This window comes from Limosilactobacillus coleohominis, assembly GCF_016901675.1.
GTDB lineage: Bacteria > Bacillota > Bacilli > Lactobacillales > Lactobacillaceae > Limosilactobacillus > Limosilactobacillus intestinavium.
Genome location: NZ_JACJKU010000035.1, coordinates 1 through 16,688 on the forward strand (window position 1 = coordinate 1; position 16,688 = coordinate 16,688).

The window sequence follows — 16,688 nt, forward strand, 5'->3', positions numbered from 1 at the left end:
GATTTCATTGTAACAGAGGTTTACCTCTGTTTTTTTGTTTAAAACACAAAAATGGCATTGGTATAGAGATGAAAAATCTCTAACCAACACCATTTGGTGTAGAACCTTTGTATTTACTCTGGTCTGGCATGATTACCGCTAATTATTTTTTAAAGATGCCGACGTTTTTTATCAGTAAGCCCTAGCATACTCATCATTGTGCCAACTAGGCCTAAGCCAATCAATGCTTCAGAGTGATCATTACCAGTTTGAGGTAAACGCTGAGCATTAGAATGGGCATTGTTAAAATCATTGTTAGAGTAATGTTGTCCATCACGTAAGCTCGTACTACTACTGATAGCATTACTATCAATTAATCGTTGACGATGAGTCCTTTCAATTGCTGGATCAACTTGATAGTAAATCTCAACAGTGGTGTCCTTGCTATCTGGATTTACAGTAATTTCTGGAACAAACTTAACATTTGGTACATACCCATTAATTACTGGTGCATCAAATCGAGACAACTTTTGAGATACAACATTCCATTCACCGTAAGTAACTTTGCGAGTAACCTCATCGACTGTCGCATTTCTTGTAAAGGTGGCAGTTTGTGTAATGGTTTGGTGATGCCCATCAGGGTAATTAACAATGATCGTCCGGGTAATAGTCCGATTCAAATCGTCATGGTCAACACCCTTTGGGAAGTGTTTGTCAGTACCAGGAATAACATCGCTTGGTGTCTTAGGGTTCTTTGGATCAACAGTCACATGATTGTGCTTCAAATGAACCGTAAAGGTTTGATCAGTATCGTCATCATTATCAAAAGTAATATCGGCTGGTGCATTATTGTTTGCAACCACGTAGCCCGCCTTCTGATATTCATCAATTGTCTTTTGAACATTGGTGTGGACCGTTTCATTCGTAACTCCATCAAACTTATCAACGTGTAACGATTGATGAGTATCATCATCGTAATAAGTAATCGTAGCATGTTGTGGGTCAGCACTGTAAGTAACATCAAAGACTTCATTTGGCGTATCTGAAGTTACATTTTCATCAGAAATACTCTTAACATCCTCATCATGATCATTTTCATGAAGTTTGATATGTGGAGTGTAGCCCTTAATGGAAGTTACCGTTTGACTATTGAATTTAGCAGTGGACCATTTCCCATGGGTTACAATTCCGGTAACTACATCTACATCAGCTGACCGTGTTAAAGTAACGGATTGACTAATTGTCTTTGTCTCCTTACTGATTGGGTCTGTCACGTTAACCGTCCGCGTAATGGTCTTATTCAAGCTATCATGATCAACACCCTTTGGGAAGTGCTTATCAGTGCCAGGAATAGGATCGTCTTGATTCTTAGGATCATTTGGATTAACAGTGACATGATTGTGCTTCAAGTGAACAGTAAAGAATTGATCAACATCGTCCAAACGGTCAAAGTTACCAAGGTGACTAATTGCATCCGCAAAGTTTTGCCCTGGTACAGCCTTGTGATTATTTTCATCAGTATCATCAGTAACTTCAGAGAATTGATAGCCTTGCTTCAAGTAGCCGTTCAAAATATCAGCTGCATGCTTGAAACTAATTGGGCCTTGATCACTAACACCAGTTTGGTCATCGCTATTATCTAAAGTTCTGTTCGAGTCATCATCCACAAAGTGTAAGTGAGCTTTCTGTTGATCAGCACTGTAAGTAACATCAAAGACTTCATTTGGCGTATCCGATTTTACCTCTTCATCAGGAATATTATCTGCAGCCATGTTTTCGTTATTTTCGTGCAGTGCAATATGCATTGTATAACCCTGAATAGGATTTAATGTTTGACCTTTGAAACTACCGGTGGACCAGTTTCCATAGGTTACATTTCCGGTAACTACATCCACATCAGCTGACCGTGTCAAGGTTACGGACTGACTAGTGGTCTTTGTTTCATTACTGATTGGATCTGTCACGTTAACCGTCCGTGTAATAGTCTTATTCAAACTATCGTGATCAACACCATTTGGGAAGTGTTTATCAGTACCAGGAATAGGATCGTCTTGATTCTTAGGATCATTTGGATTAACAGTTACATGACCATGTTTCAAGTGGACAGTAAATGCTTGATCAGTATCGTCATCATTATCAAAGTTAATGTCAACTGGCGCATCACTGTTTGCTACAACGTAACCCGCCTTTTGATATTCATCAATCGTCTTTTGAACATTGGTCTGAACCGTTCCATTCGTAACTCCGTCAAACTTATCAACGTGTAACGATTGATGAGTATCGTCGTCGTAATAAGTAATCGTAGCATGTTGTGGATCAGTACTGTAAGTAACATTGAAGACTTCATTTGGTGTTTTTTCGTCTACCGTTTCCTTAGGGATATTATTAACATCCTCATCATGATCATTTTCATGAAGTTTGATATGTGAAGTATAACCCTTAATATGAGCTACAGTTTGACCATTGAAACTACTGGTGGACCAGTTTCCATAGGTTACATTTTCGGTAACTACATCCACATCGGCTGACCGTGTTAAAGTAACGGATTGATTAGTTGTCTTTGTCTCCTTACTGATTGGATCTGTTACGTTAACCGTCCGCGTAATAGTCTTATTCAGACTATCGTGGTCAACTCCATTTGGGAAGTGTCTATCAGTACCAGGAATAGGATCGTCTTGATTCTTAGGGTCATTTGGATTAACGGTCACATGACCATGCTTCAAGTGGATTGTGAAAATCTGGTCAACATTATCTAAAACATCAAAGTCGCCAAACTTCTTTGCGGCCTCTTCAAAGCTATTATCGGATAATACTTTGTGATCCGCATCATTAGTCACATTGACAAACTGATAACCTTGTTGTAGATATTCCTTTAAAATTTCCTCAGCGTGACTGAAATTAATTGGAGCATTACTAAATCCAAATTGGTTGTCCCAGCTAGCTAAATCCACGTGACCTTCATCATCGACAAAGTTCAAATTAGCAACTTGTGGATCTGCAGTATAAGTAACGTTAATTTCAATGTTGTTACTCTTGTGACTAACTGAGATCTCATTAATAACATATTGACCTTTACTATTCTTTCCTAAGTAATTTGCATGTGGTGTGTACCCATAGAATGAGGTAATGACGGCTTCGTCAAATTTTCCTGTATCTCCGTTATTACCGTTTGTCCAATCACTATAGTGAACATCGCCAGTAACTTCATCGACATCAGCTGTTCGGGTAAAGGTAATTTGGTCGACTTTTTGACTCTTATTGTCATTTGGATCTGTTACATTAATCGTCCGTGTAACTGTCTTGTTCAAGCTATCATGGTCAACACCCTTTGGAAAGTGCTTATCAGTATCTGGAATGTTGTCTCCTGGGTTCTTTGGCTGATCTGGAGTAACCGTGACATGACCATGCTTCAAATGAACGGTAAAGATTTGATCAGTACTGTCTAAGTGATCAAAATTACCAAGGTTTCTCATTGCATCAGCAAAGCTTTGACCTGATACAATCTTGTGGTTATTTACATCGGTATCATTAGTAACTTCAGAGAATTGATAGCCTTGTTTCAAGTAGCCGTTCAAAATATCAGCTGCATGCTTGAAACTAATTGGACCTTTATCACTCACACCGGTTTGTTCATCACTATTATCTAACGTAACGTTATTATCATCATCAATAAAACGTAAATGAGCAACCTGTGAGTCAGGGGCATAAGTAATATCAATCGTAATATCGCTAGTATCATGGTGAACCGTGACTGGCTTGACCTCAATAACTCCTATTGCATTAGTATTATTAACTAAATCATTACCCTTGGTTGTCTCTTTTGGAGTATATCCAACAATTGGTTTCAAAGTGACAGCACTAAACGTACCGTTATCTTCGTTTCCTCCATTATCACTATTCACCCAATTACTATATTGAATATCTCCAGTAACTTCATCAACATCAGCAGTCCGAGTGAATGTAAGTTTCTGCTTAATTGAAGTTGTCTGCTTACTTGGATCAGTAATATTTATTGTCCGCGTAACAGTCTTGTTCAAGCTATCATGGTCAACACCCTTTGGGAAGCGTTTATTAGTATCCGGAATGTTGTCTCCTGGTTCCTTAGGCTGGTCTGGAGTAACCGTAATGTGACCATGGCCTAAATGAACGGTAAAGGCTTGTGTAGCATGATCATCGTTATCAAAGGTCAATTGATCTGGGGCATCATTGCTATCCAATACATAGCCAGCCTTTTTATAATTATCAATGGCTGTTTGTACATTGGTTGAGATAGTCTCAGCAGTATGACCTGACAAGTTTTGCACATTAATAACTTTACCTTGCTTACCGTTACTATTCGTTTCATCGTCATCAATGTAGGTAATGGTTGCTTTTTGCGCATCCGCACCATAGGTCACATTCACTACAATATCATTACTATCTTGATCAACATGGAAAGACTTAATTTCATATTGACCCTTGGAATTCTTCTCCAAGTCTTCCGTAATATCACTCTGTGGTGTGTATCCAGCGACTGCATGAATAATAACTTCATTAAATGTTCCATTATCTCCGTTTGTCCAACCACTATGTTGTGTCTGTCCAGTAACTTCATCTACATCAGCAGTTCGGGTGAAGGTAATCTGATTTTTCGTTTGAGTCGTTGTTTTATCTGGAGAAATGATATGCACTGTCCGCGTAACAGTCTTAGTTTCCGTCTTTTGATCATGCTTGTGTCCCAAAACAATTGTATATACCTGAGCCTGATCCTTATTATCATTTTCGTCAAAAACTAAAGGCTTTCCATTAGTACTATCGGAAATTGGTGCGTAACCCTTCTCGCTATATTTAGTAATGTTATCACCAACACTGTAGTTAGCAGTCATATCTGAATATCCATGTAACGTTTTGGTAGCCAAAACCTTAGGCTTTCCATCTTCGTCTTTTTCATCTTGATCTAAATATTGTACTGTAATTTTTTGTGGATCTGGATCCAAAATAAAGTCATAGTCTTGGGAGCCTGTTTTTGGATACTTCAAAGTGTTACTTTGGTCATTTACTAAAATTTGATCTCCAGCTTTACTAATAACTCCTGTATGATTACCACTGTTAAGGTCATCAGTTCATTGATCATTTAATATTTGGTCATTATTACTTGTTCGGTAAGTATAACCTGGTATCGTGGTGTCAGTCTTTAATTCTAAACTATCAGCTTTATGTCCTTGCTTATTACCGTCAGGCCACCCAACATGGCTTTCAGCTGGCTTAATTTCTCCGCCAGTTAACCCATTGATGTAATGAATGTTGATGGTTTTCTGCCCTTCCATAGCAAACTTTTTACTAGCATCTGCACTTGTAACCTGGTTAATAAATTTACCTTGATCGGTGTAAAACGTAGTGGTTGTTTCCCCACCAACTGCAGGATTATCCTGTGCTATACCAATAAGCTTATTTGTCACTGGTAAAATAGACCCAGCTTTTTCTATAGCTTTGACTGTATTTCGAATTGCCTCTTCAGGATGTGGATCCAATGCAACAATATTGTTGTAATGTAGCCAGTTGTATGCAATCCCACCATATGTAAAACTACCATCATCGTTAATACCGAATGCTTTATCATCTATTTTATAATCGCCGGCTTTAGATCTGATAACTAGGTTAATAGATCCATCTTTTTGTTTACTATATGCAATCACTTGGAAATTAGCATCCAGCAAATCCTTAATATCAACACCTATACCAAAATCTTTAGTATAACCTGCATGATAAAGAGTAGTAATATCTGCACCATCAAAAGTTAAATTCTGTAACTTACCATCTGAACCATAAAATGGAATTTGGGCCCCTTGTGTTCCAAATCCTTCACCATTAGCGCGATGTAGTCCTGATACACTATTTTTGATGTTTAACGCAACAACGGGTAGTCGATATTCAGGATCAATATGATAATTTTGTCCTAGTGTCTTTGCAAACTGTTCCCGCTCTTCTAGACTCAATGAGGAAGTTCCGTTGTTGGCATCCAAATACGTAGTCCCTGTGCTGTCCATAGCAACATTGCCTGTACCACCATCATCAAGTAAACGAGCGGCTTCTTCTGAAGTAATGTCTCGTGATTTCTGATTTAGAATGTACTTAATTGTGTATTTTTTACCTTCTTGCTTACCATTTGCAATCGTATAAGTAACATTTGATTCATGATTAGGAAGTTTACCTAATGGTAGCAAATCGGAGCGGTATCCGAAAACTCCGGCATGTGAAATATTCAATGTTACATATAGAGCAGTTTTATTAAAGCTGGATACATCGCCAACTAAATTGATATATAAAGTCATTGATGATGGTTGGTGGTCCCCACCCCATTTTTGATCGGACCAAAGTGTCCCAATTTTCTTACCATCAACATATACATCGGGTAACCATTCGAAACAGAAATTACTCTTCCATGTGGTATCACTTGATTGAGTAATTGTTAGAAGCTTAATATGGTTATTATTAGTAATCTCGTCTTTTGGAATAACAAAAGATCCTTCAATCCCAAAACGCTGAAAGCCTCCATTACTTATAACAGTGCCATTTGTTGGAAACCAGTCTTGAGTCTTATCACCAGAATCATTTCGAACCTGCAAATCAACTTCTTGAGCTTCAGGTTCTGTAGTTTGATTAGCAGTTGTAACCTTTTGTTCTGCAAGTTGTTCATTTACTAATTGTTCCGGTTTTTGTTGAAAATTACTTTGTTTATTTGCCTGATTATCATTTGATGATTGATCTTTTTTAATCACACGCATTTCAACACTAGTTACTGAATTTGTATTCGTGGAATTATTATCTTTCTGGTTAACAACTTTAGTTTGAACATCCTTGACTGCTGTGTTAGCAGTTTGATCACCGCTAACAGTATCAGCCTTAACATTAGTGGCTGTTACCCCCCCCCATGAAAGATAATCCAAGGAGAACTGAAAAACTCCTACTGTCAATTTACGAATTCCATAATGCGGTTTTTGTTGTGTTTGCTTCTGAAATTTTTCCCATTGATTATTTTTCGAAACCATTGATCTTACTCCATTCCATTTAAGTTATAAAATCAGCATTTTTATCTTAAAAATCCATGAAATGGTTGTCAAATCAACTATTATACACATTTAGCATTCTTGTTTTACTGCTATTCAACAGATAACAATTTAAAAAAGCCCGTTTAATAACTAAAGGCTTAGAATTATCTTTTTTATGGCATAGACAAAAAATTTTTTATCGTCTTTTTTGATTATCAATTGATACAGATGTAAATCGTTAATCTAATAATGGTCCCATCCGGGCTCGAACCGGAATTGGCCGCTTAGGAGGCGGAAGTACTATCCAGTTATACTATGGGACCAAACAAAAGAAATTATCCCATGCTTTACCGATGAAGTAAAGATAATTCCCTTATTTGTTTTCATTTTGTGATTTACGACGGTGCTTCAAGCGGATTCCCTTATTCTTCCGTTGCTTATGCCGTTTCTTTTTCTTAGGCTTAGTGAACGTATCGAGTGTCCGATGAATTGATTTTTGAATTGCATGATCACGTTTACGCTGATCCTTTTGAATATGACGCGAATTCTCATGCCGTACCGTTTCACCTTGTTCATTCGCACCAGCCTTTTCATCCGTCAATTGCCGATTATCAATCGTCAATTTTTCTAAATGATATTCGGTATCTTTTAAAAGCTTCTTCAAATCTCGGAAATCGTGATCGTCACCAAGGTTGACTACTAACCCTGGTTCACCTTGCCGACCGGTACGCCCGGTCCGGTGGACATATTCTTCAACCGTTTGTGGCAATTCATAATTAACCACCGCTGGTAATTTAGGAATATCCAGTCCACGTGCTGCCACATCCGTCGTTAATAACAACTTAATTTGATGCTTACGGAATTGGCGCATTACCTTTTCACGTTCTGTTTGCCGTTGACGGCCACCCAAAGTTGCGGAAGAAACACCCGCATGCTTCAAGCGACTAGCTGTATAGTGCAACGTTTTGATACTTGAAAAGAATACCAATGCACGAAAGTTCTTGGTTTTACTGAGTCTTTCTAGCATTTGCGCCTTTTGTGCCATCGTTCTAGCATACAGCAAACCATGTTTAACTGGTCCCCGACTCTGATCCTGCTTACGAACATCAAAGTAAACCACATCTCTGCCAAAGATAACGGAAGCTTGTTCTAATTGCTTAGAACTGGTTGCTGAGAAGAAGGCCAACTGGGTACTTAGCGGTGTATGGCGTTCGATATCTTCTACCACTGCTTGGGTATCGTCACGTAGCAGGTCATCCGCTTCGTCAATCACCAGTGTCTTTAAGTTCTTAAGTTTCAAGTTGCGGTTATCCAACAAGTGCAATACCCGACCAGGGGTTCCCACTACAATATCAGGGTGTCCCTTTTTCAAACGCTCAACCTGACGGCGAAGGTTAGCACCCCCAGTTAATGACTGCACCTTAATGCCAAGAAGGCTTGCCCATTCACGCATGACATGGGCAGTTTGCAATGCTAATTCTTGTGAAGGCTCCAATACTAAAATCTGAATGCCATCACCGGCCATGACCCGTGTTAACAGCGGCCAAGTAAACGCCAGCGTTTTACCAGAACCGGTAGGAGCAATGCCCACCACTGTTTTGCCAGCTGCTAGCGCATCATAAACTGCCTCTTGAATAGCTGTTTGTTTTTTAAAACCGCGTTCGTCAAAATGTGCTTGTAATTTTTCGTCCAAGATAACTCCTTTTACCGATTTGAATCTGATGGGAACATAAGGTCAGCGGATTGACGCAGGTCAAACATTACTGAGTTAACAGTCCGTGCAAGATCGAACCAATGTTGGTAACGTTTTATTTGATCTTCATCATCTGGGTTTTCAAAGATATCCGCAAAGTCATTCAATTCATCAACCATTGAGTTGGTGTAAAAGACTGGGGCCTTAATTGGTTCTGCTTGCTTCTTATCGTTGTAGTAAATAACTTTAGTAGTATCAAAAATACTGTCAAAGTAAAGTGTGTCCTTCAAGCCATAAATTTCTGAGCCTAAGTATGAGTTAGCAGTTTTACCAACATTTAACGTTACTTCAAAATTATCGTAAGTCAGAATGGCAACACCTTTGCCATCAACACCGCTTGCCACCATCGTTGGGAAGTAAACAACTGAATTAGGAGTACCAAATAAATCTACGGCAGCGTAAACACCATAAACACCCAAATCTTGCAAAGCACCACCAGCAAATTCTGGAGTGAAAATGTTAGGATATGGCTTATCACCTGCTAAGACTTCATCATAACGTGATGAGTATTTCATAACGGTAAAGGTTCCACCTTGTAGGTGTTTCATTTCCTTCATCTTAGCCTTCGCTTGGTCATAAATTCCGGTGTGAATATGACGAGCAGCTTCAACAAGCCGTGCCTTAGGGTGGGCATGCAACAAGGATTCGATACCGCTAAATTCTTCTGGGTTCACAAATGCTGGCTTTTCAACAATAATAAATTTATCATTTTTAATTGCCAAGCGAACTTGCTCGTAGTGAAGACTGTTTGGTGAAGCAATGTAGACAACGTCAAAGTCTCCTTCATCAAAGAAGTCTTCTAGACTATCATAAAATCCGGTGGCTCCATATGGCTTACCAAATTGCTTAGCCCGGTCAAGGGTCCGTGAATAAACAGTGGTTAGCTGATAGCGACCAGTAGTTTTCGCTGCATCTAACATCTGATCAGTAATAATATGGGTTCCGATAATTCCTAGTTTCAACATTGTCATCAATCTCCTTTTCAAGCTTTACCTTTCTATTATACAAATTATTGCGGGTTTTTAACAGAATTGAAATCTTTTCCTAATATAAATCTGTGTATAATAAATAGTGTTAAGAGACTATATCGAATGATAAGAATAATTTGGGGAGAATATTATTTATGAAGAAAAAAGGAATGCTATTATTTGGTGCGGGTCTAATGGCTGGAATCTCAAGTTCATTTGGGTTCAGCCGCTCGCATCATAAACACAATCCGGCTACTTCTCCACTATTCTACGCGGGTACATGGGAATACTTCGACGAAGAACGCAACCGATCACACGTCATCACAATCGCGCCAGATCTAAAGTTAGGAATTGATCACCAACCAATTCCAGCAACGGTGGAACAAGTGAGCAATAGCCAATTAGTATATCTGGACAAGTTTGGTTACCATATCACTGTAAAGGCTAATGAGTCCACTCCAGTTGAAATCATTGACGAAGCTGATAACCAAGCCTATCACATTAAACCAATCACAGAAAAATCCTGAGTTTAAAACCTCAGGCTTTTTATTTTGGAAAAGTATTGGACAAATCTATTTGCATCATTAGTGCCACCAAAGCTTGATTAACGCTTGGGTACCATCGTTTCCTAGCTTTTGATCATCAACCAACTGTTCATATAATTGCTTGGCTTGTTTGGTTGCTGGTAAATCAAGATTCATTTCATCAGCTTCCTCCAAAGCGATCCGCAAGTCCTTCAAAAAGTGCTTTGCAAAAAATCCTGGGGTGTAGTCATCTCGCAGAATCCGTGGTCCATAAGTGCCTAGGCTAAAGTTCTCAGCGGCTCCGCTTTGCAGGGTTTGACAAACCATTGGTAAATCCAGACCAGCTTTTTTAGCATAAACCAGCATTTCAGTCATCCCTGTCATTGTTCCAGCAATCATAATCTGGTTTGCCATCTTCGTGTTTTGACCAGCGCCAGCAGGGCCGAAATATGTGTCGCTACTGCTGAATTGCTGAAAAACCGGTTTTAACTTTTCAAAGTCAGCCTGTTCTCCACCAACCATGACGGTTAAAGTTCCATTTTTAGCTCCAACGTCCCCACCAGAAACCGGAGCATCCAAAATATGTACTCCTAACTTTTGTCCATGATCAAAGATTTTCTTTGCTAGGCTTGGCTTACTGGTTGTCATATCGACAAAGTATTGGCCTTGTCGAGCCGCTTTAAATAAACCATCGTCACCAAAATAGATCTTTTCAACATCACTTGGGTACCCAACCATTGTTAAAACCAGGTCACTATTTTCAGCAAGTTCACGGGGTGAGTCAACCCACTTCGCACCTTGATCTAATACCTGCTGTGCATGAGCCTTAGTCCGGTTATAAACCGTCACATCCGCATCATTTTTCAATAAATTTTCAATAATTCCGGTACCCATAACACCAGTACCGATAAAACCGATCTTCATAATTCACCTCATACATTATTTTCATAACTATCTTAGAATAACAATAAAATTTTTTAATCGAACCTGAGTCCCTCTTTCTTAGTATATACCTGATTAGCCGACAGTATTTAATATCATGATCATCATTTCATTGTGTTAGAATACAATTATTAAACTCACTATCGGGAGATGAATGTTTTGATTAAAAGACTTGCCGTTTATTGTGGTGCTCGCCCAGGATGCAATGAAGAATACATTGACCTTGCTGCTGAATTTGGCAAATCAATGGCACAAAATGGCATTGACCTCGTTTATGGAGGTGGTAAATTCGGCCTCATGGGTGCCGTTGCCAATGCAGTTTTAGATAATGGTGGCGAAGCGTACGGTGTGATTACTCAGGAACTTTACGAGCGTAATACTAGCCTAGACCGCTTAACAGATTTAAAAATCACCCCAAATATGGACATCCGCAAAGAAACCATGATGCAAATGGCCGACGGGCTTGTCGCACTCCCCGGTGGATTAGGAACTGCTGAAGAAATCATTCAAGCCGCTTCATGGACTGGAGTGGGTGACAACGCTAAGCCGGTAGTCTTCTTTAATTACAATCATTTCTATGACACAATGCGTCAACAATTTGAAGTCATGCATCAGGAAGGATTCCTTGAAGAAGAATACTTAGCCGCCATCAGTTTTGCCGATGATTTTGAAACGATGATGAAGTTCATGAATCAATACCAAGCACCTCACTATCGTCAATATCATTAACACCTTACTTTAATAAATCACTCATCGTCGCTAACTGCTCTTGAATAGCATTGGCGGCGACTTCTATTTGTTCTTCTTCAAGCGGATAAAGTGGCAATAAAACATAGTTGCCAACTCCACGGTGATTCAGTTGAACAGGATAACTGATGTACCCGTTAAATTGTGGTTGATTGACTGCCACCGAAAATACTTCATTGCTATCCGTTAAAATGGCATCAATTACCCGACATGTCCAAGCGACCATTCCGTTCCAGTCACTGCCAAGCCCCTTTAATGCATAAAATCCATTCATCTTGGCCTGAACAGTAAGATTATGATCGTCTAACTTTTTGCCATAGATTGGTTGATCGATTGTCTGACCATTCACCCGGACAGTCGACCACGCTGTCACTAAGTCACCATCGTGTTGTCCATAAACATAACCAGTGATGGAGTTAATATTTTGCTTAGATGCACTTTGAATTGCTAAACGTAATCTGGCAGTATCCAAAACGGTTCCCAAACCGATTACTTGTTGAGGTTGTAAAAGCCATTCCCGTTGGATCAGCGCAGTAATAGCTTCATTGGGGTTCGCTAAATTAACAACAACTCCCTTGAAGTCAACTAGTTTAACTTGTTTAGCAAGGTCGTGAATGGCTTTGGTTGTTGTGGTTAATTCACCAAAACGTGATTCTCTCAGTAATTCCTGATCACCTAACGCCACCACTAAAACATCTAAATTACCAATTGCTGACCAGTCCTGCACCACGAGATTAGCGGTTGGAAATCCCGCTAGCAAATCATGCTGCAAACCAACCGCGCGGTCATCATTTTGATCTATCAATACCAAACGATCCGCCTGACGAGTTGCCAGCAGTTGTGCAGCCAAAGCACTCCCTACCTGTCCTAATCCAATAATCCCAATTTGTCGCATAATGACTCTCCTTCTAAAATTTATCTTGGACGATAGCAAAAATGGTACCAACGTCTAAACACGGCCGTTGGTACCACTTTTTTATTTATTAATTTCAGGGAATAATGCCCGGAGGTGTGCCTCTGGTCCTTCTGGCATTTCGATTTCAAGTTCTGGATCTAATTTTTCAACGTGATCACCATATTGAAATTCAACTTCATCATTAAACCATACTTGAATTCCTAGAGTAATCGCAACCCGAACTAACCGCTGAACAGAAACTGAACTTCCTTCTGAGATAACAGTCAGTGGTTTGCCTGATTGTACAAGTTGTGAGAAACGATCATTAGCTAACTTCAAACCAAATGACAATAATTTACCATCATCAATTTTGCATACCATCTGGCCACAAATTGTTAGGCTTGGGTCTTCAATCCGCCGTTGAACAAATTTCAAAGCTAACCGGTACCGCTTAGGTGCATCATATTCATCACAGAATTCAGCTAATTTATCTGTAAACTCGGTTGCTTCTTCCTTAGTCCAATCAAACTGTTCAGTTGGATCTTGCATTGCCACTTCCAAATTCCGTTTACGTGCATTAGCGATCTCTTCTGGAGTATATTCGCCAACTGGCTTGATAAGGTGGTAAACCATTACTAATTCAATAAAGTTCAAGGTATCTTCACTAATGCCAGCCCGTGAGAACGGATCTAAATCAAACATCCGCATACTAATAAATTGAACCCCTTCTTCAGGTAGTTTCCGGACATCATCCGTTTTACCGTGGAAGGCTACCGGGCCGCAAAAATCATTACTGTCTGAATAGGTCCCGTCGTTCAGAAGTTTTGTATAAGAAGCGACGTATTGGTCAAAGGAACTGTAGTCCACTTGTTCACCAGGCAAGTTGTGGAACCCTTGAGGTCCATTCCGGAAACTCCGTACTTGATGATCAAGGTCCGGTGCAATGATTTCCTTCGCCTTTGGTGCAACAGGACTAGCACCAAACAAGTATGTAAACAACCATTGGAGGGCATAATACCCAAGGCCAAGCTTGAAGTATAGATAATTACGAAACGCAGCTTCAGTATCAAAATCCTTTTTACCAAAGGTATCATAGAGCATTTTAATTAGGTTTTCGTCTAAACTATAACCGACGTGTACACCACCTAGCAGTGCCCGTTTAACACCATACTTTTCTGTCATCCGGTGATAACGTTCTTGTGAACCTTGTTTAGTGGAACTATCACTAAGGTAATCAAGATCATGCAGATAAACTGGGGTTGGTGCCAAGCTCAGTGGCCAGAGCCGTTCAGTTTCATGAAGCTCACCATCAACAATTTGTTCCAAAATTTCCAACTGACGAACTGCATCCTTTGCACTACGTACAATGATGGCGTTGAATTCCATCAAATTGTCCGAATAGCCCGTCGTTAAATATGGGTTCCGGTTACGATCCCCTAAATCTTTGGGGTATGGGAACTTACTTGTCCGTCCATTGGTTAAAATCCGGTGCATTTCAGTCCGCATCCCGAACTTACCTTCAAATAATAAGTCACGGAATTTAGGAGTTTGAAATGCCGCTTCTAATTCTTGTTTGTCCATTCATTTCACCTTCATCTACATCTTTTTCTCTTATCATGCCGAGTCAGCATTTGTTATTTCCAAAGAAAATCAGCAATCCAATTATCAACTTTGGTGCTCTTGTGCAAACCAGAATGGGTCGCCTTGGCATCCTTAAAACATTTGTTTTGAACCGGTGTTTTTTGATGACGCAGTAAGTAATTAACTGACAAGGACGAGGCGTTGGTTACTAAACTGTCTGAGTTTGATCCATCACCAAGGTTGCCGTACACATTTAAGACTTTAACCGTCTTGGGAAAAGCAGTACTTAACTGCATCAACTGTTTATAGCTTGGATAATAGCTATTAGCTGAATACATAATACTTGGTTTGTAGTGATCCTTTGGATTAACCTTGTTCTTATTTGCTTGATCATTTAATGACAACACACCATCAAACGGCCCTGCTAAAATGACAAACTTATTAGTCTTCGGTGTGTGAGCCACTTGAGAAGCAAGTGCTTGGTAAACAGCCACATTTCCAGCTGAGTGAGCCACAATATTCACATTGCGAACACCCTGCTTTTGATAAAGATATGTCAATGCTTTGTTTAACCAATGGGCATTCGTGGTGGTGTTTGCGGAATTGTTTAAAAAGTTAATCTGCACTAATGGATGCTTAACTTTTTGAAAGCGACCAGTAGTTTCCAGCTCGCCATTGGGCTTAACATTAATGGTCATTACTTTTTGAGTTCCAGAATAGCGCTGGCTCAGGTCCCTAATCATTGTATCGGTGGAACCATGAGTTCCCTGCAAGCCATGTACAAATACGGTTGGGGTCCCACCCATATATGTTGATGCTGCCTGAGCCTTTACTCCACAAGCAACAAAGGCGACCATAAAGGTCACCACTAGAAACAAATATTTTCGTAATTTCATTATTAATCTTAAATCCTTTTTAAAAATTAAGTACAGTGCTAACATACCACAGATCACCTACAATAAGATAGTTTTTTTACAAAAAAAACTTCATGTCCAAAAACATAAAGTTAAAAGTGATTTAATTTGAAAGCAAATCGTCAATTCATCCCCAAGCTTTAAATCAATTGAGCAACAGTTCAAAGAGCTTGGCAGGAGTGGGACCTAAATTATCATAATCAATGATTTGGGCATTATTGATATGAAAGCCAGCCTTTAAGTATGCTTTTTCAGCTGGCAAATTAGGGTCGATAATGTCTAAATGGATCACCGTTTGCCCATTTTGCTGTGCCTGATTGATGATGGCACGTAGCGTTGCCTGGGCAATACCATGTCCACGAAATTCCTTATCAACGGCGAATAAATGTAAAACCGCAATTTTTGAGTCAGCACTGGATGTTCCCATGGAACCTCACGGTATGTAGGATCCTCACCTACTGATAGTACTCCAGCGGCAATTACTTGATCATCCTGGAGGTTAATAATCACTTGGTCGTGGGCAACAAAATCTGCCAACCCTTTTTCAGAAGGATAATCCTGCCATGTCCACTTTGGAGAATACTCATCGTCTTTCTGCTGTTCACAGACCCTTTGATAGAATTTGTAAATTGCTGGTAAATCTGAGGATTGCGCGATTTTGATTGTCATATGTTGAACTCCTTTCATAACCGATATGAAACAATTATCGTTTAGCTTTACTACTTAATTTCAAATAATTCCCGCTGAGCTTAGTATTTGCTTAACGGTGTTTTTTTATTTAAGGTCAAAAATTCGCAAAGTTCGTTGCCACTGTTCTATAAATGTTGGTGCTTGCCATTCGTTGATCCGCTTATTCTTAATGCCTACTACTTGATGATAATAAGTCACCCCATGCCGAGTTAAAGCTGGATGTTGACGGTGTAAATGTCCGTACATCACCATTTGAACATTTTGGTAGGATTCAAGGAGCTCACCTAGCTGATCGCTCCCCATCATCGCATTAATCATTTGGTAAAAGTAATTTTTTCGTGGAGTATCCACAAAAGAAGGTTTCTTATTCAATAATTCATGACGTGGAGCAAAATGAGTGACTAGAATCACGCGCTTACGGTCCAGAGCGGCTTGTTCTAAGTCCTTTGAAATTTGATCATCCACGAGGCGCATTCGCTCCAAATCACTCATTGGTTGATCAATCGAGCTATCTAGCCAATATACTTTCTTCCACTTGGCTACCCGTTCTGGATCATTGGCATAAGTAGAAAAGCTGTAATCATACCACCCATTGTCTCCAATGATTCTCCAATTAGTTTGTGGGATATCAATCCACCGATGATGAAAATATTGCGGATCCGTAAGG

General features: G+C 39.6%; 12 protein-coding genes and 1 tRNA gene. 2 read left to right on the forward strand and 11 right to left on the reverse strand.

Annotation, left to right across the window (positions count from 1 at the left end):
• Nucleotides 1–149: 149 nt before the first annotated feature.
• The 5 genes from H5975_RS04535 to H5975_RS04555 form a co-directional block, all read right to left on the reverse strand.
• Nucleotides 150–4,997 (reverse strand): mucin-binding protein, encoded by a 4,848-nt coding sequence (locus H5975_RS04535; protein ID WP_204785061.1) that lies wholly within the window; start codon nt 4,995–4,997, stop codon nt 150–152.
• Between the two features lie 84 nt (nt 4,998–5,081).
• Entirely contained in the window at nt 5,082–7,007 is a 1,926-nt protein-coding gene (locus H5975_RS04540) for a hypothetical protein (RefSeq protein ID WP_204785062.1), read from the reverse strand.
• Nucleotides 7,008–7,257: 250 nt separating this feature from the next.
• A tRNA-Arg gene (locus tag H5975_RS04545) sits at nt 7,258–7,330 on the reverse strand.
• 50 nt (nt 7,331–7,380) lie between these two features.
• Entirely contained in the window at nt 7,381–8,700 is a 1,320-nt protein-coding gene (locus tag H5975_RS04550; RefSeq protein ID WP_204785063.1) for a DEAD/DEAH box helicase, read from the reverse strand.
• Nucleotides 8,701–8,711: 11 nt separating this feature from the next.
• Nucleotides 8,712–9,725 (reverse strand): Gfo/Idh/MocA family protein, encoded by a 1,014-nt coding sequence (locus H5975_RS04555; protein ID WP_204785064.1) that lies wholly within the window; start codon nt 9,723–9,725, stop codon nt 8,712–8,714.
• Between the two features lie 158 nt (nt 9,726–9,883).
• Between H5975_RS04555 and H5975_RS04560 the strand changes: the two genes are divergently transcribed.
• Complete coding sequence (locus H5975_RS04560; RefSeq protein WP_204785065.1) at nt 9,884–10,255, forward strand: DUF4828 domain-containing protein; 372 nt, start codon at nt 9,884–9,886, stop codon at nt 10,253–10,255.
• Between the two features lie 57 nt (nt 10,256–10,312).
• Here H5975_RS04560 and H5975_RS04565 read toward each other — a convergent pair whose 3' ends face one another.
• Complete coding sequence (locus tag H5975_RS04565; RefSeq protein ID WP_204785066.1) at nt 10,313–11,176, reverse strand: NAD(P)-dependent oxidoreductase; 864 nt, start codon at nt 11,174–11,176, stop codon at nt 10,313–10,315.
• 177 nt (nt 11,177–11,353) lie between these two features.
• Here H5975_RS04565 and H5975_RS04570 point away from each other — a divergent pair, with 177 nt between their 5' ends.
• A complete protein-coding gene (locus H5975_RS04570; RefSeq protein ID WP_204785067.1) occupies nt 11,354–11,923 on the forward strand; it encodes a TIGR00730 family Rossman fold protein in 570 nt (189 codons plus the stop codon).
• Nucleotides 11,924–11,927: 4 nt separating this feature from the next.
• Here the strand turns inward: H5975_RS04570 and H5975_RS04575 are convergent, their stop codons facing one another.
• The 5 genes from H5975_RS04575 to H5975_RS04595 form a co-directional block, all read right to left on the reverse strand.
• Nucleotides 11,928–12,836, reverse strand: coding sequence for a lactate/malate family dehydrogenase (locus tag H5975_RS04575; protein WP_204785068.1), 909 nt, complete (start codon nt 12,834–12,836; stop codon nt 11,928–11,930).
• A gap of 81 nt (nt 12,837–12,917) precedes the next feature.
• Nucleotides 12,918–14,417, reverse strand: coding sequence for a glutamate--cysteine ligase (locus tag H5975_RS04580; protein ID WP_204785069.1), 1,500 nt, complete (start codon nt 14,415–14,417; stop codon nt 12,918–12,920).
• Nucleotides 14,418–14,470: 53 nt separating this feature from the next.
• Nucleotides 14,471–15,313 carry an alpha/beta hydrolase gene (locus tag H5975_RS04585; RefSeq protein ID WP_204785070.1) on the reverse strand — a complete coding sequence of 281 codons (843 nt, stop codon included), beginning with the start codon at nt 15,311–15,313 and terminating at the stop codon, nt 14,471–14,473.
• A gap of 163 nt (nt 15,314–15,476) precedes the next feature.
• Complete coding sequence (locus H5975_RS04590; RefSeq protein WP_204785071.1) at nt 15,477–15,758, reverse strand: GNAT family N-acetyltransferase; 282 nt, start codon at nt 15,756–15,758, stop codon at nt 15,477–15,479.
• 347 nt (nt 15,759–16,105) lie between these two features.
• Nucleotides 16,106–16,688 (reverse strand): phosphoesterase (locus H5975_RS04595; RefSeq protein ID WP_204785072.1); only part of this gene is annotated, 583 nt, incomplete at its 5' end.